Below are 23428 nucleotides of genomic sequence, written 5' to 3' on the forward strand. Positions count from 1 at the left end.
ACAATATTTTCTTACAAAATCAGTGTTGTGGCTAAATTTATATATTAATTATATGTTTTTTGGCTTTTATCCTCAATGCTCAAAGCGAGTGTAACGAGCGACCTCGTAGCTCGTACCTTTATTATGAATATTATTGAAGCAGTAAATTGTATGTGCGACCTCGCGAAGGGCGAGGCGGAACAGTTTGATGTGATTGCCTCGAATTCCCATTCCGAGGGCTTGTCTGTTTTTCAGGGCCAAGTGCAGAATACTGAAATTTCGGATTCCGTAGGGCTTGGCATTCGCGTGATTAAGGACGGCCGTCCGGGTTATGCCCATACGGAACGCTTGACAAAGGAAGCGATTGCGCAGACCATCAAGGATGCCATTTGTCACACGCAGTGGACCGAAAAGGTCGACTTTGAATTGCCTGCACCGGCAAAGATTCCAGAAGGGAATCCCAATTACAATCTAGGACTGGAATCGCTTACCTTGGCAGACCTCAAGGACTTTTGTATCGAACTTGAAAAGGAAACCTTCGCTCGTTCAGCCGAAATCAAGAACATTCCTTACTTGGGCGCAGACTTGAATCGCGATTTTTCGATTGTCGCAAACCACAAGGGCCTTTTCTATACCGATAAGGGCAACTCCGTCTCGGTGGGTGCAGGCGCAGTCGCTGTGCGTGATGGTATCAGCAAGCTAGGTAACTTTGTCAAAAGCGAGCGCGACTGGAGTCGGTTCACCGTTGCCGAAATTGCCGACAAGGCTGCAAACTATGCAACCGAACTTTTCGGTGCAAAAAAAATCAAAGGCGGCAAGATCCCGGTCGTGTTCTCGGAACGTATTTCGGGTCGATTCATGAGCATGTACGCCTCTCCGTTCATCGCGGAGTCCATGCAGAAAGGAACATCGCGACTGGCTGGTAAAGAAGGCCAAAAAATTGCCTCTGAAAAGCTTTCTCTCTGGAGCGATCCAACAGGTGAAGCCTTTAGCACCAAGATTTTCTTTGACTCCGAAGGCTGCTTGACTCGGCGAGTAGAAGTCGTTAAGGATGGTGTCTTTAACGAAGCTCTCTATAATTTGGAAACCGCTGCCAAGGCAGGCCGCGCCACAACTGGCAACGGTGCCCGCGATTTCGGTTCCAAGATGTCTACAGCTTTCTGGAACATACTTGTGCCGGCTGGGGAATGCTCAACGGCCGATTTATTAAAGTTGTTCCCCAAGTGTCTCTTGGTAGTGCGTCTCGAAGGCGGTTCCGGCTGCAGTTCTGTGAGTGGCGAACTCAGCATCGGAGCCCACGGTTTCTGGTGCGAAAATGGCGTGATTCAGCACCCCGTCGATGGAGTCACCTTGTCTGGAAACTACTTCGACATCATCCAGAATGTGGTCGGAGTCGGCAACGAATACTACAATCCGTTCGCCGGCGTGAAGGTGCCTGCGCTCGCCATCAGTGAGCTTGCGGTAAGTTGCTAGCCCTCTTCTGCCTGTAAATCAGCACAATTAGCCAGATTAAGCCTGTCAGGAACATGACGCTGCAAAGCGTCTGTCCGCGGCTCATGCCGAACAGATCCACGCGTCCAAGGTGAGCGTCGGGCCTGCGGAAAAATTCGATGAAGAATCTAAAGAAGCCGTAGCCCATCAGGTACAGGCAAGGCATCTTGTCGCGCAGCAGCGGGATGCGCCTTAAGTTGTACAAAACTGCAAACAGGATTACGCCTTCGAACAACATTTCGTAAAGCTGGCTCGGATGGTGCAGAATCGGGTTCTCAATAGGACTGTCGTGGGCGAGCGGGAAGTACATGCCAATGGCGCTCGTGGTGACTTCGCCAAAGAGTTCCCCGTTAATGAAGTTTCCCCAGCGGCCCCAGGTGTAGGCGAGCGGAGCGAGCATAAAGCAGAGGTTCAGGCCTTCCCAAACCTTCATCTTGTTGCGTTTCAGGCCTATGTAGGTGAAAATTGTTCCGAGAATCATGCCACCGTGGTAGCTCATGCCAGAGATTCCGGCAAAGTGGTAGCCAAGTGCGTCGTGAGTCATGGGCAGTATGATTTCGGTGGGGTTTGCAAGATAGTAGCCCGGCTTGTAGAAGAATACGTAGCCGAGACGCGCACCGATGATGATGCCCGCGATAATCCAGGTGAACAGGCTGTCGAACTGGTCCTTGGTGTAGCCTAGTTTCTCTTTCTTGTTCACGTGCATGAGTGTCAGGTAGCCGGTGACAAAGGCGAAAATATACATGATGCCGTACCAGCGGACCGGGAAGTTCCCCAGCGTAAATGCGGTACCGTCGAAGTAGGTCGGGATCAAGTTCCACCAAGAGAGTTCCATTTTATTTTCCTTTTTTGGGGAGATTCTGGTGTGCCCAGTAGTTAAACAACATTCCGGCGACTTGGGTTGCCGGCTGCGAGCGCATGCCCTGCAAGTCGTGAACTTGCATAATGACCAACACCACGGCCAAATTCGGGTCGGCCTTGGACTGTGCAAAACCCATGAACCATTCGTAGCGGCCATACGGGTCGTGTCCGTCGAGAGATCCCGTCTTTCCGCCGATAGCGAGTGCTTCGTAATTCTTGCGGGCCATGTGTTTGGTCGAAATGTTCTTGCGTGCTGTTCCGTTTGTCACGCTGCGGATCATCGCTTCGCGGAGTCCGTAGTAGGTGTTGTCGGAGAACTTTCCCACGTCAAGTGCGATTCGTGACTTGGGGGCGTAGCCTTCTAGGTTTGTAGCCCAGGGAATTTCAAGCGGTTTCTTGGTAAGGATGGCTCTGACCTGGGCTGCGGCTAGGAGTGGCGAAAGTGTCGTCGCTTCGGTGAAACCGCAACTTGCCTCGGCGAGTCCGTAGCCTGTGTCAGGTGGAGCGTAGGTGGATCGTCCGGGGAGTCCTCCAGGGAAGTTCATGTTGTAGCCGAGCTTCTTGGCGGCCGATTTCAGGCGGTCGGCCCCCACATTCATTCCGATGATGGCGAGGGGAGGGTTCGACGACTTGGCGTAGGCGTCCTGCATCTGGATGAAGGGTCCCTTGAAATTCTCCCTGATACGCAACTGGTTTTTGTAAAGCGTGTGGCTCGCCCCAATCATTGGAATTTCACTCGTGAGCGAGTAGCGGTTGGACTCCATGGCGGCGGCAATCGTAATGGTCTTTGCAAGCGATGCCGCGGGGAAGGTGTTCTTGATGAAATAGTCGGGCTTTTCTTGCACATGGTTGTCGCGGCGTTCACCCCAGGCGATGATTTCGTTGCTTTTGGGGTCTACCATGAGAATCACGGCGTGCTCGGGGCGGAAACGGCGCAGCAGGTTGTCAATTTTTTCGGCAAGGAACATGTCGGTTTGCGCCTTGATATGTGTACTGTCGATGACTTCGGCTTCGGGCGGCACCTCGGCGGGGGCGACTGCGGCAGCAACACTTGCCTGCATGTTTGCTATATCTTCGGAATCTGCTTTCGGAAACATTCCCGTTTGGGGCGTTTCGGTCTCGGGGGCAAACGGTTCTGCTTGCATTGTAGAGGCTTTTGCGGCTGTAGAATCTACCGCTTCAGTGGATGAGTCCTCTTTTGGGGGCGCTTTTGCGGACTCGTTTTCTCCAAAGATGCAGGTGCCCATCAGGGCGCAAATTCCCATAAAGACTGCAAAAACAATAATCCTGTTGCGAATGCGGACTGCGTAGGGGAGTCTTTTTCTCGGTTGGTAGTTGTTAAAATCCATCGTAACTGAATAGCTTACTTAAAAATCGTCTTGCGGTAGTACTGTAGCTCGGCAATGCTTTCGCGGATATCGTCTAGGGCCTGGTGCTTTTCCATCTTCTGGAATTCCGGTAAGTCCGGGTACCAGCGGAAGGTCAGTTCCTTGATGGAACTCACGTCGATGTTCCTGTAGTTCAGCCAGCCGGTCAAAAGCGGCATGTACTTGTACAGAAAGCGCCTGTCCTGCGTAATGGAGTTCCCACAAAGGACGTTTCCGCGCTCAATGGTGAATGGTTTGATGAAGTCGAGGGTCATCTTGTCTGCATCGGCCATCGAAAGCGTCGACTTTCGGCAACGGTCCACGAGCCCGCTTTGGGTGTGGTGACGCTTGTTCCAGTCGTCCATGCCTTCGAAGATGTTTTCGGTCTGGTGAATTGCCAAAACGGGGCCTTCGGCAAGGATATTCAGGTTCGGGTCGGTCACAATAGTCGCGATTTCCAAGATGACATCCCTTTCCGGTTCGAGTCCCGACATTTCGAGGTCCATCCAGACAAGGTTCGGTGCGCTTTTAATTCTAGCCATAGCAAGGAAAATTTAGAAAGTTTGATTATTTTCGTGTAAAAAAGTTTCAAAAATATCTTTATGATTAAAAAAAAACAAAAAAACAAGAAAACATTTTTAGCCATCGTAAAAAAAAATATATATTGGTTCTGTACGGATGGGTAAATGAGATTATTTGACGAAAAAGCAGTACTACGATTCTTGCTGGTAATGGCAAGTGTTTTTTTTGCGTTGTTTATTCCGGAAATTTTTTCTAACAAAGAGTACACTTTCTGGGCGATTCCCTATGTTTTGGCGGATTTTTTCCTGGTAGTCGTTGCGGTTTTGTACAGGTTTCCCAATATCGGGAACAGAAAACGCATGCGTGACGATGTCGAAATTGCGCCTCCTGCGACGGTGGCGCTGCCAATTCGCGATTTCAAAAAGGATTTGATGGAACGCGATGAACTGTTCCAGATGATGGTCGACATATCGTCAAATGGTTTTTGGACATTTGATGTGGTGACTGGAAAGGTCTACTGGTCGCAGCGCGCCATTAAGCTTCTTCGGGCAAGTTCGAGCGGGGTTCCTGATACTTTCGAACTGCTCAAGTCCCGCATCGTCGAAAGCGACTGGCTCAATTTCAAGGATGTGCTGGCGGCCTCCCTGGCTTCTGGCGACAAGTTCAGTACCGAGGTCACGCTGCAGGGTGGACCATCGAAAGACATTCGACTCGTCCTTTCGGGACATGTGCAGCTGAATGCCGAAGGTCGGCCCATTCGTATCATCGGTGCTTTGAACGATGCATCTGATAAGCAGGATCAGGAAAAGCAGAGCTACTATTATGCCTATCAGGATGCCTTGACGGGTGTTTATAACCGCAAGTTCTTCCTGGAAAAGCTCAAGGTCGATGTGGACATGGCCCTGCAGCGTCCAGACTACCTATTTGCCGTAGCTCTCCTGGACATCAACCGTTTTGGAGCAATCAATACCTCCTATTCGATCAATGTCGGTGATCGGGTTTTGCGTGTGGTTGCCGATAGAATCAAGTCTCAGTGCCGCCCGAACGATACAATTGCGCGTATTGGTCCCGATGTGTTTGCCATTGTGTTGCACGATATCCAGTCGGCAGACGACGACAGCGATGTCAAGGCCATTGTCCGTCGAATTCACAATGCGGTTAAGTTGCCAATCCAGCTGGAAGGCCGAGAACTCTACATAGGCGTTTCGATGGCGGTCGCCCTGAACCGTGAGGTAGACTGTGTCGAAGACATCATGGCGAATGTGACGTCCAGCCTTCGCGAAATGAAGAAGGGGGCGCATCAGGGAGGAATCCAGTTCTTCAGTGGTGGTATTCGCGAAAAGGCGATGAAGCTCTACAAGCTGGAGTTCGATATCCGCAAGGCGATTCAGGCTCAGGAATTTGTACTTTTCTACCAGCCTATCATCGATATATCCAAGGGAAACCGCGTGGTGGCGCTCGAAGCGCTCGTCCGTTGGAACCAGTCTGAAAACGGCTTTATTTCTCCTGCGGAATTTATCCCCATCGCCGAAGAAACCGGACTCATCATCCCGATGGGAGCGCAGATTCTCAAGATGGCATGCCTGCAGGCGAAGAAGTGGGTCGACCAGGGATTCACCGACTTGCAGGTTGCGGTGAATTTCTCGGCAAAGCAGTTTGCTTTGGATAACATGGTCGATGACCTTAAACAGGTCCTTCTCGAAACTCGCCTGAACCCCAAAAACCTGAAGCTCGAAATTACCGAATATACGGCAGTCTGCGAAGCGGACAAGACCATTGCGGTGATGAGGGCTTTATCGGGCATGGGAATCCAGATCTCGATTGATGACTTCGGCACCGGATATAGTAGCCTTTCGCACCTGAAACGTTTCCCGATTCACACGCTGAAGATGGACAAGTCCTTCGTGGACCATGTGGTCGACGACGAAGAAGATGCTTCCTTTGCGCGCATGGTCATTGGCCTTGCGAAGTCCTTGAATCTTGATCTGATTGCAGAAGGCGTGGAAACCGAAGCGCAGCTCGAATTCCTAAGGTCGGAAGGATGCCGCCTCATTCAGGGATTCTACTTTAGCAAGCCGCTCTCGGTGAACGAAACTCAGGAATACCTGACGCAGCATTACTACGCCAAGAAGAAAGCGGCTGAAGTACTTGCCTAGATGCCGTAGCAGCGGCGCGTATTTTCCCGACAGTCCCTGTAGAGTTGTTCTACGGGGATTTGCTTTACCTGGGCGAGCGCCTGTGCGATATAGGGAATGTAGCCCGAGTGGCAGGGCTTTCCGCGGTAAGGAATCGGTGCCATGTAGGGGGAGTCCGTTTCCAGGAGCATCTGGTCCATGGGCACGAGCGCTGCCGCGTCGCGCACGTTTTGGGCGTTCTTGAAGGTGACGATTCCTGTAAAGCCCACGAAAATGCTTGCTCCGTGGTATTTCAAGTCCAGCAATTGCGCACAGAACTTGGGTGAACCCGTAAAGCAATGTACATGAATTTTACTTCCGCGAAGGTCGGCATTACGCAATACGGCAAGCGCGTCGTCGTCGGCTTCGCGCAGGTGCAAAACCAGTGGCTTGCCCGATTTGAGCCCGAGTTCCAGGTGGCGCTCGAAAAGCTTGACCTGTTCGGCCTTGGTGTCAGAACCGTAGTGGTAGTCGAGCCCGAATTCGCCGCAGGCGACACACTTGGGGTGCTTCAGGTATTCCAATAGGCGGGCTTCGTCTTCGGCAGTTTCCGTTTCTACATATTCCGGGTGAATGCCGTAGGCGGCGTAGACATTGCTGTATTTTTCAGAAAGTTCTTGGGCGCGGGCAAAGTCAGCCGGGTCGCATGCCACGTGAATAAAGGCCTCGGGAGTTTGCACGTTTTCGTCGGGGTCGTGGGCGAGACGGGCAAGCAGTGCGTCAAAACTTTCGCCTGCATGTTGCTCGTAAGAATCCAAATGACAATGCGTATCGATAAACATAAAGGTGTGGGGTCGTGCCTACGGCACTTTGGGGTATGGGGTTTGAGGTGATAACTCAAAGCGAAGCGACCTCATTGCTCAAAGCGACCGTAGGGAGCGCGCTCATACCTAGTACTTGACTTCCACGATTTCGTATGTAATCAGGCCTTTGGGAGCTTGGACTTGCACCTGGTCGCCCTGTTTTTTGCCCATCAGGGCTTCACCGACGGGGGATTTCATGCTGATGCGGCCTTGCAACGGGTCAATTTCTTTTTCGCCTACGATGCTGTAGGTGCGTTCGCGCTTGGTCTTGACGTCCTTCATCTTGACTGTGGCGCCAAAGCGGATGGTCCCGTCGTCACTTGCCTGTGATTCCACTACCTGCGCGCCGTCCAGAATGCGGTCCAGTTCGCGGAGCCTGCGGTCGATTTCGCGCACGCGCATGCGTCCGTACGTGTAAGCCGCATTTTCGCTGCGGTCACCTTCGGCTGCAGCCGCCTGCACCTGGTTGATCATGGCGGGGCGTTCCACGTATTTGAGGTGTTCCCATTCCGCCTTGAACTTTTCAAAGCCTTCTTTAGAAATCAAGTGTTTCATCGCTGTAAATGTAGAATTTATCACTTCTTTTAGATAATTGTATTGCAGGAGCGATGTAACTTTTTCTAAATTTGCCCCCGCAATGATTCATTTTAAGCATAAGCGTATCGACAAGTCCGAGTCCAAGTACAAGAGACTGAGTCGTATTTATTATAACCGCATGTTCCCGAAAAGGCAGGATGCCCTGAAGGTGGCATGGTCGGTTGCTGCAGGCGTTTTTATCGGTATCTGGCCTACGATTGGTGTCGCGATTATTTTGACGGTTGCCTTTTGCGCCTTGTTCAGGCTTCCGAAGGTGCCTGGGATTGTTTCTTCTTTCATAGCTAACCCTCTTACCCAGTTCGGATTCTTTTACCCCACGGGTTACGCTATCGGATGCAAAATTTTAAACCCCGAAAAGATCAATTTCGACTTCCTTTCGGAATTCGAGGGTCTTTCTTTCAAGAACTGCATTTCCGTGATTTCGCACTTGTGGCACGATGCCGCAGGGCATTTGGCGGCATTTATGGTCGGAATTACGATTGTGGCTGCCATTGGCGGTGCAATCTTCTTTTTCCTGGCCTATTTTATTGTAAATTATCGCAAGAAAAAGTGGCTGGATGCAAAGACAAGCTACATCCAGAGCTTGATTGCTGAAGACGAAGCTTTAATTAAAGCAGCACACAAAGGAAAACACCCTATGATGCACATTTACCCGTTCAAGGCGCTGCGCCCGGTGAATCCGGCCGAAGCCGAAACGATTTCTGCCCTCCCATATGACGTGATGAACCGCGCCGAAGCAAAGGCCATGGCCGAAGGGCTCCCGCATTCCTACCTGCGCGTGACTCGTGCGGAACTGGAACTCCCTGATTCCGTGGATGCCTATGACCCGAAGGTCTATGCGCATGCTCGCGAAAACCTGGACAAGATGATAGAGGACGGTGTGATCGCTTACGACAAGAAGCCTTGCCTCTATGTTTACCGCCAGACGATGAACGGTCGCGAACAGTACGGCCTCGTCTGCTGCGTTCCCGCTGCCGACTATTTTAACGGCATTATCAAGAAGCACGAACTGACCCGCGCCGACAAGGAAGAAGACAGACTCCGCCATGTGCTCGCCACCAACGCCAACACCGGTCCGGTGTTCCTGACTTACCGCGACCAGGGCCAGTTCGACGTGTTCGGTGCCGTGACCAAGCGTAAGCCCGTGTATGACTTCGTAAGCAAGGGCGACGGATTCGGCCATACGGTTTGGATTATCGACGATGACGCCGAAATCGAAGCTATCCGCAAGTCTTTCGAAGCCGTTCCGGTGAGCTACATTGCCGACGGTCACCACCGCAGTGCTGCCGGTGCTCGCGCCGCTAGCTACCGCGCCGAACAGAACCCGAACAATACCGGTGACGAAGAATACAACCGTTACCTTGCCATCCTGTTCCCCAGCACCCAGCTCAAGATTCTGGACTACAACCGCGTGCTCAAGGACCTGAACGGCCGTACTCCGGAACAGCTCATGGACGAAATGAAGAAGGTGTTCGACATTGCTGAACTCGACAAGATGCAGAGCCCTGCCAAGCAGAATCAGGTGAATTTCTACATGGGTGGCAAGTGGTACGCTTGCACCTTCAAGGCCCAGTTCCTCAAGAACCTGGGCCCAGTCGATAGCTTGGACGTGGCTCTCCTCCAGAAGCTTATCTTGAAGCCGCTCTTCGATATCGACGACCCGCGTACGTCAAAGCGCATCGACTTCGTCGGTGGCACCCGCGGTCTCGGCGAACTCGTGAAGCGCGTTGACAGCGGTGAATGCGCCTGCGCCTTCGCGATGTATCCGACGACTCTGGATCAGCTGATGAACATCGCCGACGCTGGCGAAATCATGCCGCCCAAGAGCACCTGGTTTGAACCCAAGCTCCGCGACGGTCTCTTGGTTCACTCCTTGGACTAAGAGGCGACTGAATGGGCTAGTTTTCAGCTGTCAAAAATTAAAGGCGCTTCACTTCGGTGAGGCGCTTTCTGTTTGTGTTCAGGAGATGTCTTATTTCGAATCGGCGTTTATGTCGCTCTTGATGTCTTCGGCATTCCCTTCATCGTTTTTATTCTCGCCGTTAGCTTCGGGGACTTCTTCGGGGAATAGTAGTGACATTGCGTAATCGAAGGCTTTCTTACCATAGTACTTCATCGGAACGGCGATTCGGTTCATGAAACGGTCTGGGCTTTCGAGGTAGCGTCCAATGAAGTCTTTCTTGGTAAAGTATCCCAGTTCACGGGAATCGGGACAGCTCGAACCTTTTGAACAGGCCAAGAAATAGCAATCTTCTTCGATGACGATTTTGTTCATTGGTTCGTCGAGAACATCCTCTTCTTTTTCTTCTGTTTCGGCTACTTTGGTCTGCGTTGAATTATCGGGGGAAGTTTCCATGGAGTCTGTTGCAGCAGAATCCGCAGATGCTAAGGACGAATCTGTCTGCGTTGGTGGGGGAGAATGTTCGACCCTTTTGGGCTTGAGAGTGAACAGCTGCCGCTTGATCTTAATCTGGTCGTTTCCGGGTTCACTTTGGCGTATCTGCAGTTCAATTAGGTAGCGGTCCTGCCATGGGAGAAAATCAATTTCCTTGAGGCTCACTTGGCGGTTTGCGATTTTGGTGGCGCCGACCCTATCGATGTTGATTTCACGGTCTCCTTGCCAGAGGCTCGACTTGACGGCGACCTTTTGCCCGTGCGTATGCAGGTAGGCGAGAGCATAGTCCTGTTCGACTTCGTTCAGTTGGTCGAAATAGAGGGTATCGCCGGCCTTGGGAACATAGATGGTCTTGCTCTGAATAAAAGCGTCTTCACCATTCCACTTGAAGCTTCGGTGCGGTGTGCGGACACGTCCCTTGTCCGTAATCTCGATGGTGTCGCCCGGCATGGCAAGCACATTGCGGAGCATGGTTTCGCCACTCTTGAGCGATACCCACACGATGTCTTTGTCCTTGATTTTGGCAATGCATTGAGGGAGTTTGCACATCCAGTGGATAGATCGTTCCTTGAATTTTGGGACCATCGAGGTGTCCATCACTTTTACCGGAGCAAGGGCGTAGATTCGTGCTACTAGAGAAATCGCAAGCACGGTCAGGAGCAGAAGGAACAGCAAAAAGATGTGGCTTTGTGAATTCCGCCGTTGGAGTCTCTTTACTTTTCGTGAAAGTCCCGACATGAAATGTTTAGTCCCCGTTGCTGGTGGAGTTGTCGGAGAGCGAAAGCACGGCGAGGAACGCCTTCTGCGGCACTTCGACAGAGCCGATGCTCTTCATGCGCTTCTTACCTTCCTTCTGCTTTTCAAGGAGCTTACGCTTACGGGTAATGTCGCCGCCGTAGCACTTGGCAAGCACGTCTTTACGCACGGCCTTCACCGTAGAACGGCTAATGATCTTGCCGCCGATGGCGCCCTGGATGGCCACGTCGAACTGCTGGCGTGGAATAAGGTCCTTAAGCTTCACGCAGATGGCGTTTGCATAAGTGTGCGCCTTGTCCTTGTGGATAATCACCGAGAAGGCGTCCACCGGGTCGCCGTTCAACAGGATGTCGAGCTTCACGAGGTTGTTCCTGCGGTATTCGCTCGGAGCGTAGTCGAGGCCTGCGTAGCCGCGGCTCACGGACTTCAGACGGTCGTAGAAGTCGAACATGATTTCGGCGAGGGGGAGGTTGTACTTAAGAATCACCTTCTCTTCGTCGAGGTATTCCATGGTCTCGAATTCGCCGCGCTTTTCTTCGCAGAGCGTCATGAGCGCACCCACGAATTCCTTGGGCGTAAAGATTTGCGCCTTCACGTAAGGTTCTTCGATGTGGTCGTAGCGGCTGGCGTCGGGGAGCTTCGAGGGGCTTTCGATTTTCACCATCGTGCCGTCACTCATGTACACGTGGTATTCCACGTTCGGCACGGTCGTGATGATGTCTACGTTGAATTCGCGGTCCAGGCGTTCCTGCACGATTTCCATGTGCAAGAGTCCGAGGAAGCCGGTGCGGAAACCGAAACCGAGCGCCTCGGAGGTTTCGGGTTCCCAACTCAATGCCGAGTCGTTCAGGCGGAGTTTTTCCAGGGCTTCGCGCAAGTCCTTGTAGTCTTCTGGGTTGATGGGGTAGATACCGGAATAGATCATCGGCAAGATATCCTTGTAGCCCGGAAGCGGCTCGGTGGCGGGGTTTGCGGAATCGGTCAGTGTGTCGCCGATTTTCACGTCGCTAATCGTCTTGACGTTTGCGAGCACGTAGCCGACCATGCCTTCGGTGAGTTCGTTGCGCGGGTCGCGACGCATACTGAAGGTACCGACTTCGGTCACCATGTATTCAGCGCCGGTTTTCATCATCTTGATCTTCATGCCGGCACGGATGGAACCTTCCACGACGCGGATGTAGTTGATCACGCCGCGGTAGGAATCGTACACGGAGTCAAAAATCAGTGCCTTGAGCGGGTTGCCCGTGTCGCCCTTGGGGGCTGGAATTTCGTCGACAATCTTGTCGAGCACCTGCTCCACGTTCAGGCCGGTCTTGGCCGAAATGCGAGGAATCTTTTCGGGGTCGTAACCGAGAAGGTCGCCTACGAGCTGAGCCACATGGTCGGGCTGAGCGCCCGGAAGGTCTACCTTATTGAGCACCGGAATGATTTCGAGGTCGTTTTCGAGAGCGAGGTAGAGGTTAGAAAGTGTCTGGGCTTCGATACCCTGGCTGGCGTCCACCACGAGAATGGCTCCTTCGCAAGCGGCGAGCGAGCGGCTGACTTCGTAGGTGAAGTCCACGTGTCCCGGCGTATCGATCATGTTCAGGATGTATTCCTTGCCGTCTTTTTCGTACACCATGCGGATGGCGTGTGCCTTGATGGTAATGCCGCGTTCGCGTTCAAGGTCCATGTCGTCCAGGAGCTGGTTCGTCATCTCGTTTTTCGAAACAGTCTTGGTCAGTTCGATCATGCGGTCGGCGAGCGTAGATTTGCCGTGGTCAATGTGGGCGATAATGCTGAAATTTCGGATATTGTCGTTTTGCGGCATACAAGGGGTGTTTTGTCGTGAAGTGGATTCTTTTTTCGGGGGTAAATATAGAAAAAGTAAAAGATTCCTTTGACAAAAATAGCTATATTAACGATAGTATGAATATGAATTCAAGAGTTGTATTTGCCATTGTGCTTATACTGGGTATATTCCATTTTGGCTGTGCCGAAGGTAAGCACTTCGAAAAAGATTATTCAGGGATCAAGTCCATCGAAGCCGTAATTGAAACACACGAAGGTAAAATCGTGCTGGATCTCGACTTTAGGGCGGCTCCCAATACGGTTGCAAATTTTGTAGACCTTGCGGACAAGGGCTTCTATAAAGGGCTCACATTCCATCGCGTGATTCCTGGGTTTATGATCCAGGGAGGAGATCCCGAAGGTAACGGAAAGGGTGGCCCAGGCTATACCATCGACGACGAGTTCAGTTCGCTCAAACATGAGGCAGGTGTGATTTCGATGGCCAATCGTGGCCCCAACACGAGCGGCTCCCAGTTCTTTATTACCCAGACCCCGCAGCACCACCTGGACGGTAAGCATACCGTGTTTGGTAAGGTTCTTGAAGGTTTCGATGTGGTTTGCCGCATCGAGCAAGATGACAAGATTGTAAACATCACTATTGTGGAAAAGAAGTAACTATGAGTTCCAAAAAAGTCGCATCCAAGGATACCAAGTCTAAGAAGGCTCCTGCCAAGAGCGTAGCAAAGCCCTCATCGAAGCCTGCTGCAAAGGCTCCTGCCAAGAAGTCTGCTGCAAAACCGGCCGCAAAGTCCTCCGTTCCTGCCAAAAAGGCTGCTCCCGTGAAGAAGACTGCCGCTCCGGCGAAGAAGGCTTCTGCTCCAGCGAAGAAGGCTGCCCCGGCGAAGAAGGTCTCTGCTCCAGCGAAGAAGGCCTCCCCGGTAAAAAAGGCTGCTCCTGCCAAAAAGGCTCCAGCGAAGAAGGCCGCTCCGGCGAAGACGACTTCAAAGGCTGTTCCTGAAAAAAAGGCTGCGACAAAGGCCAAGGATACTGTCAAGTCTGCCGCAAAGCCGACTGCGAAACCGGCTGCAAAGGCGAAGTCCTCTGTCAAGAGCGAACCGAAGTCTGAACCGAAGAATGTGAAAGCTTCTGCGATTAAGACTCCAAAGGATGCTCCCGCTGCACAGGCCAAGGTTACTGAAAAGGTCGAAGTGCAGACCGCTCCTGTGGAGCCGGTTACCGAAGAAAAGACGGCAGACCGCAAGAAGAATGTTCCCGACTATGCCTACGCAGTCTTGCTTCAGGGAGTCAAGAGACTTTCCAAGACCATCATGTTCGTGAAGGTGGATGAATCCGAAGACCGTGCGAACAAGAAGAAAATGTCGAGCGACGTCAAGAACCTCGACATGAAGCCGACTTCGGCTCTCCGCCACAAGGCATCCCTCGCCGAAGAAACGCAGGAAGAGTTGACCGAGCGCATTCTCAAGGAACTCGAAGAGCAGAACAAGATGTTCGAACGCGAAGTCGCAACACAGATGTGTACGCGATGCAACCGTAACCTGGTCTCGCCGGAATTCTGGGTCGATAAACACTTGGGTTTTTGCGAAGAATGTGCCGCAATCCTCAAGCTTGGCCAATCCAAGGAGGCCCGCAAGGTGGAATACCAGCTGGGAGCCATGGATGGGGACTCGCTTGATGAAGAAGATGACGATATCATCGGGCCCGATGCCGACGACCTGAAGGCAGCCGAAGAAGATCTCGCCGAAATGGACGATTAAGATGAACCGCTTGCTTTTGCAAGCGGTTTTTCATTATATCCCCCTTGTAAATTTATTTTACAAGACAGAAACTCCATATAAATATAGATTTACCCCGTATGAAATCGTTTGTATTGAAGTTTGTTGTGGTGGCGGCTCTTTTGGCCCCTGCTGTATTCGCCGATGACTTTGAAGATGCTATTGCCGTGGTCGATTCACTCGATGCGGCAAATGCACCTGGCATGTACGATGTCAACCATTTCGAATATTTGGACTGCTGGCTAGAAGAAGCCTCGGTCATTGTCCCCAAGGAACGCAGTCGCATTGGCGCCATCCGCGATGAAGCCAAGGTTTGTGGCTGCTATACGGTTCGTGAAAAAGGTGGCTTTGGCTGGCGCGCCAATGACGAGGGCAAAAAGATTGTCAAGGTATGGGACGTTCCCAAGCCGCGTCTTTTGACTTGCCCGCAAGGACAGACCTGTTCGCAGGACTTTTTCGTGGCCCAGTGCGTGGACCACATCAAGCAGTCTGTCCCGATGCTTTCAGACTTTGCGAAGGGCGGTGTCAACGAAGGTGCTGTAGCGCTTGTCTTTGAAGATGGCGGTAAGACCCCGTTTGGCGAATACGCCGAGAAGAACAAGGCTCGTGCCGATTCCATCAACTGCTTTATCAATGTTCACAACCGCCCCGACGCATCCGCTGAAAACGACTGGCGCAACCCGGCGTTGTTCCACCTTTCGGGAATGCCCAAGAAGCTTGTTCCGAGTGGAACGGGGCGCTTTACGGACTACAGCGATATCCGCTGCCTTGAAAAGGGTGTCTTGAGTGGTTTTGCAAATAACGGATACCTGGAAAATCTTCGCCATGTCGATGCGAACGGCCTCGTTTATGGTGAAGAAATCGGCTACATGAACGACCCGACCTATCCGAAGAAGCAGGGCCCCGAGTGGGGTGCGGTTCTTTGGAAGTCCAATTACAAAATGGGAATGCGCGAAGGGGTTTCTACCTTCTACCGTTCCAGTGTCCTGGACCAGCGAATCTACGGTCGTGGAGACAGCACGTACTACTTCAAGTTCCTGGAAGTGCCCTATACGCAGGGCTACGTGAACGGGACTGTTCGCATGTATTCCGACAAGAATTTCTTGATGGCAGAAATTCCCTACAAGCGTAACGCCCTGCATGGTCGCATGATGGTCTACAACCCGTTCAAGAAGAAGCCTGTTGCATTGACCTTCAACGCCAACAGCCTCGAAGGCTTTGTCGATTTCGGCGATTTTGGCGGTGTCTTCCACAAGGGCCTTCCGAACGGTCTCATCACCTTCTGGACGACCAGGGACACCTGCTACCAGTGGATGCCGGGCGAATCGGTGTGCTACACCGAACGCTTGACCAAGAAGCAGTGGGGAACCTACAAGATGGGCAAGTTCGTGGGTCAGATGGAATGCGCCAATGGTCAGAAGGGCGATGTGAACCTCGCTTGCCCTGACCTTGATTCTGCCGCAGTCAAGAAGATTGCAATGGATGCTGAAATCGCCCAGAAGGAAAAGGAAATTGCTCGTGCTGAAGAAGCGATGAAGGATGCCGAGGACGACTTGGCGAAAAAGAAGGCCGAAGCTGATTCCCTAGCGCCGAAACTTACTCCTGAAGAGGAAGAAGCTCTTGCTATTCAGAAGGGCAAGAAAGCCCTTGCCGCCAAGAAGGCATCAAAGAGGGGGGCGAAAGTAGAAGAACAACCTTCGGAAGCCTCCATTGAAGTTCAGAAGGCGGAGCAGGCCAAGCTTGAAGCGCAGAAGGCTCTTCAGGAAGCCCAGAAGGCCCTGGAAGAAGCAAAGAAGGCTGAGCAGGAAGCGGAAAAGGCTGAGCGCGCCGCCAAGAAGGCCGAACAGGCCGAAAAGAAACGCGAGGCAAAAGAAAAGGCCCGTCAGGAAAAACTTGAGAAGAAGAAAGCCGCTGCCGCAAAGAAGAAGGAAAAGGCCGCCAAGAAAAAGAAGTCCAAGAAAAAGTAGTTTCTGAACCTTGCCGATTCTGTATAAAGCAAAGAAATGTTCAAAACGCGGGTCTCTCGGACCCGCGCTTTTGCATTTATAGATTCGATGGAAAAATCAATATTTAGTCGTGGATCGAGTTCTTCAGGCTTTCGATCAGTCTTGCAAAACTCGGGTCCGTTTCCATTTCCTTCTTGACGCTCTTGATGGCGTGGACGACTGTGGAATGGTCCTTGCCGCCAAAGCGGGAGCCGATACTCTGTAAGCTGATGGGGGAGCATTCACGCATCAGGTACATGGCGACCTGGCGCGCCTTTGAAATTTCCTTGGTGCCACGACCCGATTCGGTGAGCTTGGATTCAGGAACTTCGTAGTGTCTCGACACGGTGTGCAGTACGGCGTCGAGGCTTACGCGACGACGCAGTGTCGGGGCGATTTCGGCGACCACCTTCTGGGCGATGCTCATGTCTATATCATGGCGCATCAGGCTCGACTGCAACGTGAGCTTGATGATGGCACTTTCGAGGCAGCGCACATTGCTTGCGATGTTTTCGGCAAGGTAGTGTAGCACTTCGTCGCTGATTTCGAGCTGGCGTTCTTCCGCCTTCTTATGCAGGATTGCTTCGCGGGTTTCGACATCGGGCGGCTGAATGTCCACGGTGAGGCCCCAGGCGAAGCGGCTCACGAGGCGGTCGGAAAGATTTTTCACTTCGGCGGCGGGAGCATCGGAGGTAAGCACGATCTGCTTGCCTGCCTGGTGCAGCGCGTTGAAGATCAAGAAGAATTCGTTCTGCGTCTCGTATTTGCCGGTCCAGTTCTGGATGTCGTCAATCAGCAGAATGTCGACTTCGTTCTTGTAGAAATCGGACATCTCGGTGATGCGTTGTTCGCGCAGGCACTTGAGGTACTGCTGCGTAAAGTCTTCCGATGTCAGGTAGCAGACGCGCTTGGTCGGATCTTCTTCTAGGATGTAGTTTCCGATGGCCTGCAGAAGGTGTGTCTTGCCAAGGCCCGAAGAACCGTAGATGAACAGCGGGTTGTATTGCGTGCCGTCCGGATTGCGTGCTACGGCAAGGGCTGCGTTGAATGCGAGGAGCGCCTTGTCGCCGGGCACGAAGTTTTCGAAGCGGAACGAACCGGACAGGGGGATGCTCGGCTTCAGGAAATCCTTGAAGTTGTTGTTGGTCGGAGCCGCCTGAACAACGGCTTCCTGTTGCTGAAATTCGAAATCCATCGCCGATTCGTCGTGGGTGACTTCTTTCCAGGCGAGGCGGATGAGTTCTTTGTAGGCGGAATAGACTGCAGTATCCAGTCCGGGAGGAACGGAAATGACGGCGTGCCCTGTGGTAAGACTAGAGAGCTTGGTCTGTGCAAAGTAAGTCTTATAGACCGTGTCCGAAAGCATTCCACGGAGATAATTCAAACATCTTTCCCATTCGGCTTGCATTACTCATCCTCTTCCACTAAAAGTGTTTGCAAAATCTATCAACAATTGGAACACTAAATTTAGCAAAATGCAGAAAGTGTTGATAAGTTTTTGGCGGCAATAAGGGGAAAATGCCCCGTTTTTATGCCTGATAGGTTTCATAAGTTGTTGAATATTAACGAGATAGAAGTTTGTCAGGTTGAACGGCGCCCTGCAGTTCGACTTTATAATCTTATCCACAATGGATATTTGTTTAGTACAAATTAACCGCCTGTTTGGGGAGCAGATTGCCTTTTTTTGCAAAAAAAAAGCGCATTTTTTTCTACATTTGGACTGATATGCAGATTCTTGAATCTTTGGATTACTGGTTTTGGATTCCCGTTTTGTTTTGGGTTGGGCTCTATTTTTGGTTTTACCGTGTCACCTACCCGCGCTACATGAAAAAATTGGTGCGAAAGGGCATCAAGTGGGCATTTGTCCCCGCCTGGCGTAGCTACTGGGCTCCGCTTGATTTTTTGTTCACGTTTTTTATGGCTTTGGTATCTGCACTTCCTGCTATCTGGATTTTGTTCAAGTGGCTGGACTATCCGTGGTATTATGGCTTTGCCGTCTCTCCCTTATTTTTTGCATTGGGTGCGATCTTTTGCCGTTCTGCAAAAAAGAAAACGGCGGCGCTTTACCAGTCCGCCTATTTCTTGGAGTACCGTAGGGTGCGCTACGAAACTGAGAGCAAGGGAAACTTCCGAAACGAGGTGGATGTCCATAACCACACCATTTGGAGCTTTACCAAGAAGTTGAAGAACGCGGAGGCGCACGGTCGCCTTTGGAAATATGTGAACGCGATGGCGAAGACGAAAAAGATCCCGCGCGATATCTATGCGGAGACGATGTACTAGATGTCAAATATCCTCGATTCCATAGGTGTTGGCGAAAATGTCCTGGATGGGCGTGCGGCGTGGAAATACGCCGAGGAAATCCTGTTGCAGGTTTCAAGGACTTTCGCCTTGAACATCAACGTCTTGAAAGGGAAACTCCACAGGAGTATTCTGCTCGCTTACCTGTACCTGCGCATCGCCGATACGGTGGAAGACGATCCCGACATGAAGGCTTCCGAAAAGGAAGCCGTCTTGGGGCTTTTTGCCGACATCTTTAGAACGGCCGACTTGTCCGACGAGGCGGTAGCGAAGTTCGAGCAGGCCCTTCCTGAAAGTTGGCGCAAGTCCGAACACCCTTACATGAACCTTTGCTTGCATACGCATGTGGTAGTGCCCCTGCTAAAAGAGCTCCCGGAAGTGTATGCCGCACCGGTTCGTGACGTGACGATCGAGATGTGCCACGGTATGGCCAAGTTTTCGCTTCGTCAGGAAGCCGCGCTAAGCTCGGGTTGGTTCACGCTCGAAAGTGTTGCCGATCTCGACGAATACTGCTACTATGTGGCGGGCATTGTCGGAAAGCTTTTGACGAACCTGTTTGCCGCAGACACTTGCTTGATTGGGGATGCCCGCAAGGCCGAAATGCAGAAGCTGGATGTGAGCTTTGGCCTTGCCTTGCAAGTGGCAAACATCGTCAAGGACTGTATGGAAGATTCAACCCGCAGAGTATGCTTTGTTCCCGAAGAAATCTGCCGCCGGCATGGCTTTGCGCATTCCTATGAAATGTTTTCGACAGATGTTGCTGCTGAAGTCCGCGAAGACTTCGACAAACGTCGTGCAGCCGTGATGGAAGAACTGGTGCAAAAGGCCTGGAGCCATCTGGACGATGCCATCGCCTATACCAAGTTGGTTCCGAATGTGAAAATGCGTACTCGCCTCTTCTGCTTGTGGCCGCTTTTCATGGCCGCCGAGAACATGAAACTGATTGGCGACGGTTCGGGTCTTTTTGCCTCTGACAAGAAGATGAAGATAACGCGCGATACTGTCAAACGGATTATCAAGCAGACGACTCTGCATTTCTATTCGGACGGCTGGATTGAAAAGTCCTATGCTAAATTGAAGAACGAGGCGAAAGCAAAAAAAATTAAGAGCGAAAATCAGGAGTGTCATCCTAAGCGGAGGGCGAAGCCCGGAGTCAAAGGATCTAGAAAAGGAATATGAAGAAATTTGATTTTGTAAATAAGTGGCCGTTCCATGTGGGTGTTATTTTGTTTAGCATTGTGGCGGACCAGCTGACAAAGCTCTGGGCTCTTGCACGCTTTACGAACGGGACGGGTGCGCCCAACCACGACTACATCAGCGTTATAGGAGAATTGGTTCGCTTCCAGCTGGTATTCAACAAGGGTGCTGCATTTAGCAGCCGCCCGCAGGACCTGATGCCGTTCCTGCCTCCTTGGCTATTCTTCTTGTTTATATCAATTGTCGCGACAGTCATTTTGCTGTGGTTCTACAAGTCCATCGACAAGCGCGACTGGATGAGCCGCCTTGGCGTGGTCATGATCCTTGGCGGTGCCGTCGGCAACTTTATCGACCGCATGCGCCTTTCGATGGTGGTGGACTTTATCGATTGCGATTTCCCGGACTTTATCATGACTCGCTTCCCGACGTTCAATGTGGCGGATTCCTTCGTGACGGTCGGTGTGGCGGTGGTCATCCTTTCTCCGGTGATTCTGAAAAAGATCCATAAGCAGATTAAAGAAGAAAAAGATTTGAAAAAGGATAATGCCGCTGACAAAGCGCTTGATTCCGCAGCCAATACAGAGGGAGTGGAAAAATAATGAACTACCTCGTTAAAGAAGAACATAACGGCGAACGTATAGACAAGTTCCTTGTGGGTGTCATGGAAAACGTGTCCCGCACGGATGTGCAGAAATTGATTGCCGCAGGCGAAGTCAAGGTGGGGGGAGTCGTCTCTCCCAAGAATTTCCGTGTAGAAACGGGAATGGTCGTGGTGGTGGATAGACTCCCCGAAAAGGAAGCGAGTTCGCTTGAACCCGAAAACATTCCACTCGACATCGTTTACGAAGACGATGACATTGTTGTGCTGAATAAGCCGCGCAATTTGGTGGTGCATCCGGGTAATGGCGTGCGGAACGGTACGCTTGCCGCAGGACTCCTTTACCATTTCAAGGAAAACTTGTCTGCGGTGAATGGCCCTTTGCGCCCCGGCATTGTACATCGTCTGGACAAGGACACGCCCGGGCTTATGGTTGTGGCGAAGAACGATGCCGCCCACAGGCACTTGGCTCACCAGCTGGAAACCCGCACGCTTCACCGCACCTACAATGCGCTGGTATGGGGACATCCCCGCGACTTGGAAGGCACGATCGATGCCCCCATTGGTAGAAATCCAAAGAACCGTCTCAAAATGGCGGTCGTGAATGGAGGCAAGGAAAGCCGCACGCACTTTGTGGCAAAGAAGTTCTTTGCGTTTGCCACGCTCCTTGAACTGCAGCTGGAATCCGGCCGCACGCACCAGATTCGCGTACACAGCCGCTACATGGGTCACCCCGTGGTAGGCGATCCGCTTTACGACGGGCGCGACGGCTGCCTGAACCGTGTTTCCCCGTTGATGAAAGACATTGCGGCGAAGGTTCTAGAAATTGCTCCGGCACAGCTTTTGCAGGCGGTGAAGATTGAACTCATCCACCCGACGACGGGGAAGAAGATGAAATTCAAGGTGCCACTCGAAAAGCCTTTTGAACAAGTTCTCAAGCTACTCAAGAAGGAATGTCCGGCGGATGCTCCAGTGTTCGATGAAGCCGATGAAGGTTTCCGCGACTTTGACCCTGAAATGCGCTTTACCGAAGGTGGCGAATCGGATGAAATGGATAATGACTCGCTGGATGTTTTCGACGAGGGTGTTTTCCCAGAACTGAAGGTGCGCAAGACTCGTGCGGAACGTTTTGCTGAACGAGCTGCACGCGCTGCAAACCGCAAGGCTAAGGCTGCTGAACGCAAGCGCATCAAGCAAGAGAAGGCGGCGCGCAAGCGTGGCATTGCGCTCGAAGATTTCGTGCAACCCGGTTACGAACCGACCATCGATCCGAACTTGTTGTAAATGCGATAACTCCCTTTAATCAAAAAAAGCTCCCCTGGGGGAGTTTTTTTAGTTTATATGGATTTTGACTATCGTAGCGGATATTCCTTGAAGTCCTTGACACCGAATTCCTGACGCAGGTAGTCCCAGCGCACCAGACGATTTTTCCAGTAGTACTTGCGGTAGAGACGACGTGCCACGCGACTTGTTAATTCGTATGGAATCGTGTGGTGGTCATCGGCGACGCTTTCCATCGAAATGCGAAAGTCAAGTTCACCATTCACGACATCGACGGTTTCGCCGACTTGCACATCGGGAATGTGGCTCACGTCGACCATGGTGGCGTCCATACAGACACGGCCGAGAATCGGGCAGAGCTGTCCGCGGATAAAGACGAATCCCTTGTTGTATTCGCCGCGAAGGTATCCGTCACCGTAACCGATAGCAATCGTTGCAATGCGCGTGGGCTGCTGGGCCATCCAGTAGCCGCCGTAGCTTACGGTTTCTCCGGGCTTCACATCGTGGATGTGGCGGATTGTCGACTTGATTTTCATGACGGGTTTGATCGGCCACGGGGAAGGTGCTGCACCCATGCAGTTGTAGCCGTAGAGGGCAAGTCCAGGACGCACCATGTCGAAGTGGCTTTCGGGGCGGGTGAGCGTACCGGCAGAACTGCTGCAGTGGCAGATTTCTGGGCGCAGTCCCTCTGCTTCCAGAACATCGACCAGGCGCGTAAAGCGCTGAATCTGGATGTCTGTCTTCGGGTTTCCCGGCATATCGGCGGTTGCAAGGTGCGTAAACATGCCTTCGAATTTAAGGCTCTTGAGGCTGAGTGCTGCTCGGATGTTGTTGAAGTCTTCGGCGTCGAAACCGTAGCGGTTCATGCCGGTATCGATGGCAAGGTGCGCCTTGCAGGTCGTTCCCGTTTCACGCAGGAACTGGTCGAAGCTCATGGCAGTGCGGATGTCTGTGATTGCGGCTGTCAGCTGGAATTCGACAAAGTAGGCAAAGTCTGCGGGAGTGCAGGGGCCAAGAACGAGAATCGGTAGGTCCATGCCGTATTGGCGAAGCAGCATGCCTTCGCTAATGTGAGCGACTCCTAGATAATCTGCTCCGCCGAATTTAGCGGCGAAGGAGCAGGCGAGGCTTCCGTGGCCGTAGGAGTCCGCCTTGACGGGTAGAAGAATCTTCGTGTTGGCGGGAATCTGGCTTCTGATAAATTGAATGTTGTTGCAGAGTGCATCTAAGTTGATTTCGATCCAGTTCGGGCGCGCAATTTTATTTATGTCAGGTGGGGTTGCTAAAAGTTTCATGATGCCGAAAATATAGGTAACTCCTTGTGTTTTGGTGCATCTTAGGTAAAAAAATGCCTACAAAAGGGGCTCAAACCGTCTCTTTATTCCACCTTGGAATAAATTAAGTTGGGCTATTTTTTTGTAAAAGTCAAATCTGATTTTTTTCTGTCAAATGGGTTTTGTCCTAGAGGTGGTGGGATTTCCGTTCTTTTGTCTGAATTTACAAAAGAATCCTCAAAAAATTGTTTACCTGAATTCGTGCAACGGTCGAACATTTTTCT

The 23428-nt window shown here is 51.8% G+C and carries 19 protein-coding genes and 1 pseudogene; 11 read left to right on the forward strand and 9 right to left on the reverse strand.

From position 1 onward, the window contains the following. The first annotated feature begins 123 nt into the window (after positions 1-123). The gene (locus ACKI61_RS13260) at positions 124-1452 is read left to right on the forward strand and encodes a TldD/PmbA family protein (RefSeq protein ID WP_407458149.1); all 1329 of its coding nucleotides are present in this window, start codon (positions 124-126) and stop codon (positions 1450-1452) included. Here the strand turns inward: ACKI61_RS13260 and lgt are convergent. The 3 genes from lgt to orn are packed head-to-tail and all read right to left on the reverse strand — an operon-like array spanning position 1427 to position 4231. Next, positions 1427-2305 carry a prolipoprotein diacylglyceryl transferase gene (gene lgt / locus ACKI61_RS13265; RefSeq protein WP_407458150.1) on the reverse strand — a complete coding sequence of 293 codons (879 nt, stop codon included), beginning with the start codon at positions 2303-2305 and terminating at the stop codon, positions 1427-1429. The genes ACKI61_RS13260 and lgt overlap by 26 nt on opposite strands. 1 nt (position 2306) lies before the next feature. Then, the gene (locus ACKI61_RS13270) at positions 2307-3680 is read right to left on the reverse strand and encodes a penicillin-binding transpeptidase domain-containing protein (protein ID WP_407458151.1); all 1374 of its coding nucleotides are present in this window, start codon (positions 3678-3680) and stop codon (positions 2307-2309) included. Between the two features lie 14 nt (positions 3681-3694). Continuing rightward, positions 3695-4231, reverse strand: a complete 537-nt coding sequence (gene orn / locus ACKI61_RS13275; RefSeq protein WP_407458200.1) for an oligoribonuclease — start codon at positions 4229-4231, stop codon at positions 3695-3697. Between the two features lie 348 nt (positions 4232-4579). On the opposite strand from orn, the gene ACKI61_RS13280 reads away from it, so the two are divergent. Then, complete coding sequence (locus ACKI61_RS13280) at positions 4580-6376, forward strand: EAL domain-containing protein (protein WP_407458152.1); 1797 nt, start codon at positions 4580-4582, stop codon at positions 6374-6376. Here ACKI61_RS13280 and ACKI61_RS13285 read toward each other — a convergent pair. Both ACKI61_RS13285 and greA read right to left on the reverse strand, forming a co-directional pair. After that, positions 6373-7176, reverse strand: a complete 804-nt coding sequence (locus ACKI61_RS13285) for a TatD family hydrolase (RefSeq protein ID WP_407458153.1) — start codon at positions 7174-7176, stop codon at positions 6373-6375. The two genes, ACKI61_RS13280 and ACKI61_RS13285, sit on opposite strands and share 4 nt — an antisense overlap. A gap of 108 nt (positions 7177-7284) precedes the next feature. After that, a complete protein-coding gene (greA, locus tag ACKI61_RS13290; protein WP_407458154.1) occupies positions 7285-7752 on the reverse strand; it encodes a transcription elongation factor GreA in 468 nt (155 codons plus the stop codon). Between the two features lie 82 nt (positions 7753-7834). Here greA and ACKI61_RS13295 point away from each other — a divergent pair. Continuing rightward, a pseudogene (locus ACKI61_RS13295) lies at positions 7835-8332 on the forward strand (DUF2062 domain-containing protein); the annotation flags it as partial. Positions 8333-8431: 99 nt separating this feature from the next. Next, positions 8432-9676, forward strand: coding sequence for a DUF1015 domain-containing protein (locus ACKI61_RS13300; protein ID WP_407458201.1), 1245 nt, complete (start codon positions 8432-8434; stop codon positions 9674-9676). Positions 9677-9766: 90 nt separating this feature from the next. Here ACKI61_RS13300 and ACKI61_RS13305 read toward each other — a convergent pair whose 3' ends face one another. Together ACKI61_RS13305 and lepA are read right to left on the reverse strand one after the other, a co-directional pair. Beyond that, a complete protein-coding gene (locus ACKI61_RS13305) occupies positions 9767-10864 on the reverse strand; it encodes a S26 family signal peptidase (RefSeq protein ID WP_407458155.1) in 1098 nt (365 codons plus the stop codon). Between the two features lie 70 nt (positions 10865-10934). Then, entirely contained in the window at positions 10935-12755 is a 1821-nt protein-coding gene (lepA, locus tag ACKI61_RS13310; RefSeq protein WP_407458156.1) for a translation elongation factor 4, read from the reverse strand. A 104-nt stretch (positions 12756-12859) separates the two neighbouring features. Between lepA and ACKI61_RS13315 the strand changes: the two genes are divergently transcribed. The 3 genes from ACKI61_RS13315 to ACKI61_RS13325 all read left to right on the forward strand — a co-directional run bounded on the left by ACKI61_RS13315 (position 12860) and on the right by ACKI61_RS13325 (position 16475). Further along, the gene (locus tag ACKI61_RS13315; RefSeq protein WP_407458157.1) at positions 12860-13390 is read left to right on the forward strand and encodes a peptidylprolyl isomerase; all 531 of its coding nucleotides are present in this window, start codon (positions 12860-12862) and stop codon (positions 13388-13390) included. A gap of 2 nt (positions 13391-13392) precedes the next feature. Next, positions 13393-14490, forward strand: coding sequence for a hypothetical protein (locus ACKI61_RS13320; protein WP_407458158.1), 1098 nt, complete (start codon positions 13393-13395; stop codon positions 14488-14490). A 98-nt stretch (positions 14491-14588) separates the two neighbouring features. Then, entirely contained in the window at positions 14589-16475 is a 1887-nt protein-coding gene (locus ACKI61_RS13325; protein WP_407458159.1) for a hypothetical protein, read from the forward strand. 103 nt (positions 16476-16578) lie between these two features. On the opposite strand, the gene dnaA is transcribed toward ACKI61_RS13325, so the two are convergent. Beyond that, positions 16579-17877: a chromosomal replication initiator protein DnaA gene (dnaA, locus tag ACKI61_RS13330; RefSeq protein WP_407458160.1), complete on the reverse strand. Its 1299-nt coding sequence runs from the start codon at positions 17875-17877 to the stop codon at positions 16579-16581. A 341-nt stretch (positions 17878-18218) separates the two neighbouring features. On the opposite strand from dnaA, the gene ACKI61_RS13335 reads away from it, so the two are divergent. The 4 genes from ACKI61_RS13335 to ACKI61_RS13350 are packed head-to-tail and all read left to right on the forward strand — an operon-like array spanning position 18219 to position 21873. Continuing rightward, positions 18219-18776 carry a hypothetical protein gene (locus ACKI61_RS13335; RefSeq protein WP_298771079.1) on the forward strand — a complete coding sequence of 186 codons (558 nt, stop codon included), beginning with the start codon at positions 18219-18221 and terminating at the stop codon, positions 18774-18776. Then, positions 18777-19973 carry a squalene/phytoene synthase family protein gene (locus ACKI61_RS13340; protein ID WP_407458161.1) on the forward strand — a complete coding sequence of 399 codons (1197 nt, stop codon included), beginning with the start codon at positions 18777-18779 and terminating at the stop codon, positions 19971-19973. It begins immediately after the preceding gene. After that, a complete protein-coding gene (gene lspA / locus ACKI61_RS13345) occupies positions 19970-20590 on the forward strand; it encodes a signal peptidase II (RefSeq protein WP_407458162.1) in 621 nt (206 codons plus the stop codon). The genes ACKI61_RS13340 and lspA overlap by 4 nt, the downstream gene beginning before the upstream one ends. Then, positions 20590-21873, forward strand: coding sequence for an RluA family pseudouridine synthase (locus ACKI61_RS13350; RefSeq protein ID WP_407458163.1), 1284 nt, complete (start codon positions 20590-20592; stop codon positions 21871-21873). Before lspA ends, ACKI61_RS13350 begins: the two co-directional genes overlap by 1 nt. Before the next feature lie 68 nt (positions 21874-21941). On the opposite strand, the gene alr is transcribed toward ACKI61_RS13350, so the two are convergent. Continuing rightward, on the reverse strand, positions 21942-23165 hold the full coding sequence (alr, locus tag ACKI61_RS13355) for an alanine racemase (RefSeq protein WP_407458164.1): 1224 nt from the start codon (positions 23163-23165) through the stop codon (positions 21942-21944). Between the last annotated feature and the right edge of the window lie 263 nt (positions 23166-23428).

The sequence above is a fragment of the Fibrobacter sp. genome (assembly GCF_045601785.1).
In the GTDB taxonomy this organism is placed as follows: Bacteria; Fibrobacterota; Fibrobacteria; order Fibrobacterales; family Fibrobacteraceae; genus Fibrobacter.

Bases quoted from the DNA above. Each gene is read 5' to 3' on its own strand.
- ACKI61_RS13260 (WP_407458149.1), top strand. From the start codon at position 124: ATGAATATTATTGAAGCAGTAAATTGTATGTGCGACCTCGCGAAGGGC.
- lgt (WP_407458150.1), bottom strand. From the start codon at position 2,305: ATGGAACTCTCTTGGTGGAACTTGATCCCGACCTACTTCGACGGTACC.
- ACKI61_RS13270 (WP_407458151.1), bottom strand. From the start codon at position 3,680: ATGGATTTTAACAACTACCAACCGAGAAAAAGACTCCCCTACGCAGTC.
- ACKI61_RS13280 (WP_407458152.1), top strand. From the start codon at position 4,580: ATGCGTGACGATGTCGAAATTGCGCCTCCTGCGACGGTGGCGCTGCCA.
- ACKI61_RS13285 (WP_407458153.1), bottom strand. From the start codon at position 7,176: ATGTTTATCGATACGCATTGTCATTTGGATTCTTACGAGCAACATGCA.
- greA (WP_407458154.1), bottom strand. From the start codon at position 7,752: ATGAAACACTTGATTTCTAAAGAAGGCTTTGAAAAGTTCAAGGCGGAA.
- ACKI61_RS13300 (WP_407458201.1), top strand. From the start codon at position 8,432: ATGATGCACATTTACCCGTTCAAGGCGCTGCGCCCGGTGAATCCGGCC.
- lepA (WP_407458156.1), bottom strand. From the start codon at position 12,755: ATGCCGCAAAACGACAATATCCGAAATTTCAGCATTATCGCCCACATT.
- ACKI61_RS13315 (WP_407458157.1), top strand. From the start codon at position 12,860: ATGAATTCAAGAGTTGTATTTGCCATTGTGCTTATACTGGGTATATTC.
- ACKI61_RS13320 (WP_407458158.1), top strand. From the start codon at position 13,393: ATGAGTTCCAAAAAAGTCGCATCCAAGGATACCAAGTCTAAGAAGGCT.
- ACKI61_RS13325 (WP_407458159.1), top strand. From the start codon at position 14,589: ATGAAATCGTTTGTATTGAAGTTTGTTGTGGTGGCGGCTCTTTTGGCC.
- ACKI61_RS13335 (WP_298771079.1), top strand. From the start codon at position 18,219: ATGCAGATTCTTGAATCTTTGGATTACTGGTTTTGGATTCCCGTTTTG.
- ACKI61_RS13340 (WP_407458161.1), top strand. From the start codon at position 18,777: ATGTCAAATATCCTCGATTCCATAGGTGTTGGCGAAAATGTCCTGGAT.
- lspA (WP_407458162.1), top strand. From the start codon at position 19,970: ATGAAGAAATTTGATTTTGTAAATAAGTGGCCGTTCCATGTGGGTGTT.
- ACKI61_RS13350 (WP_407458163.1), top strand. From the start codon at position 20,590: ATGAACTACCTCGTTAAAGAAGAACATAACGGCGAACGTATAGACAAG.
- alr (WP_407458164.1), bottom strand. From the start codon at position 23,165: ATGAAACTTTTAGCAACCCCACCTGACATAAATAAAATTGCGCGCCCG.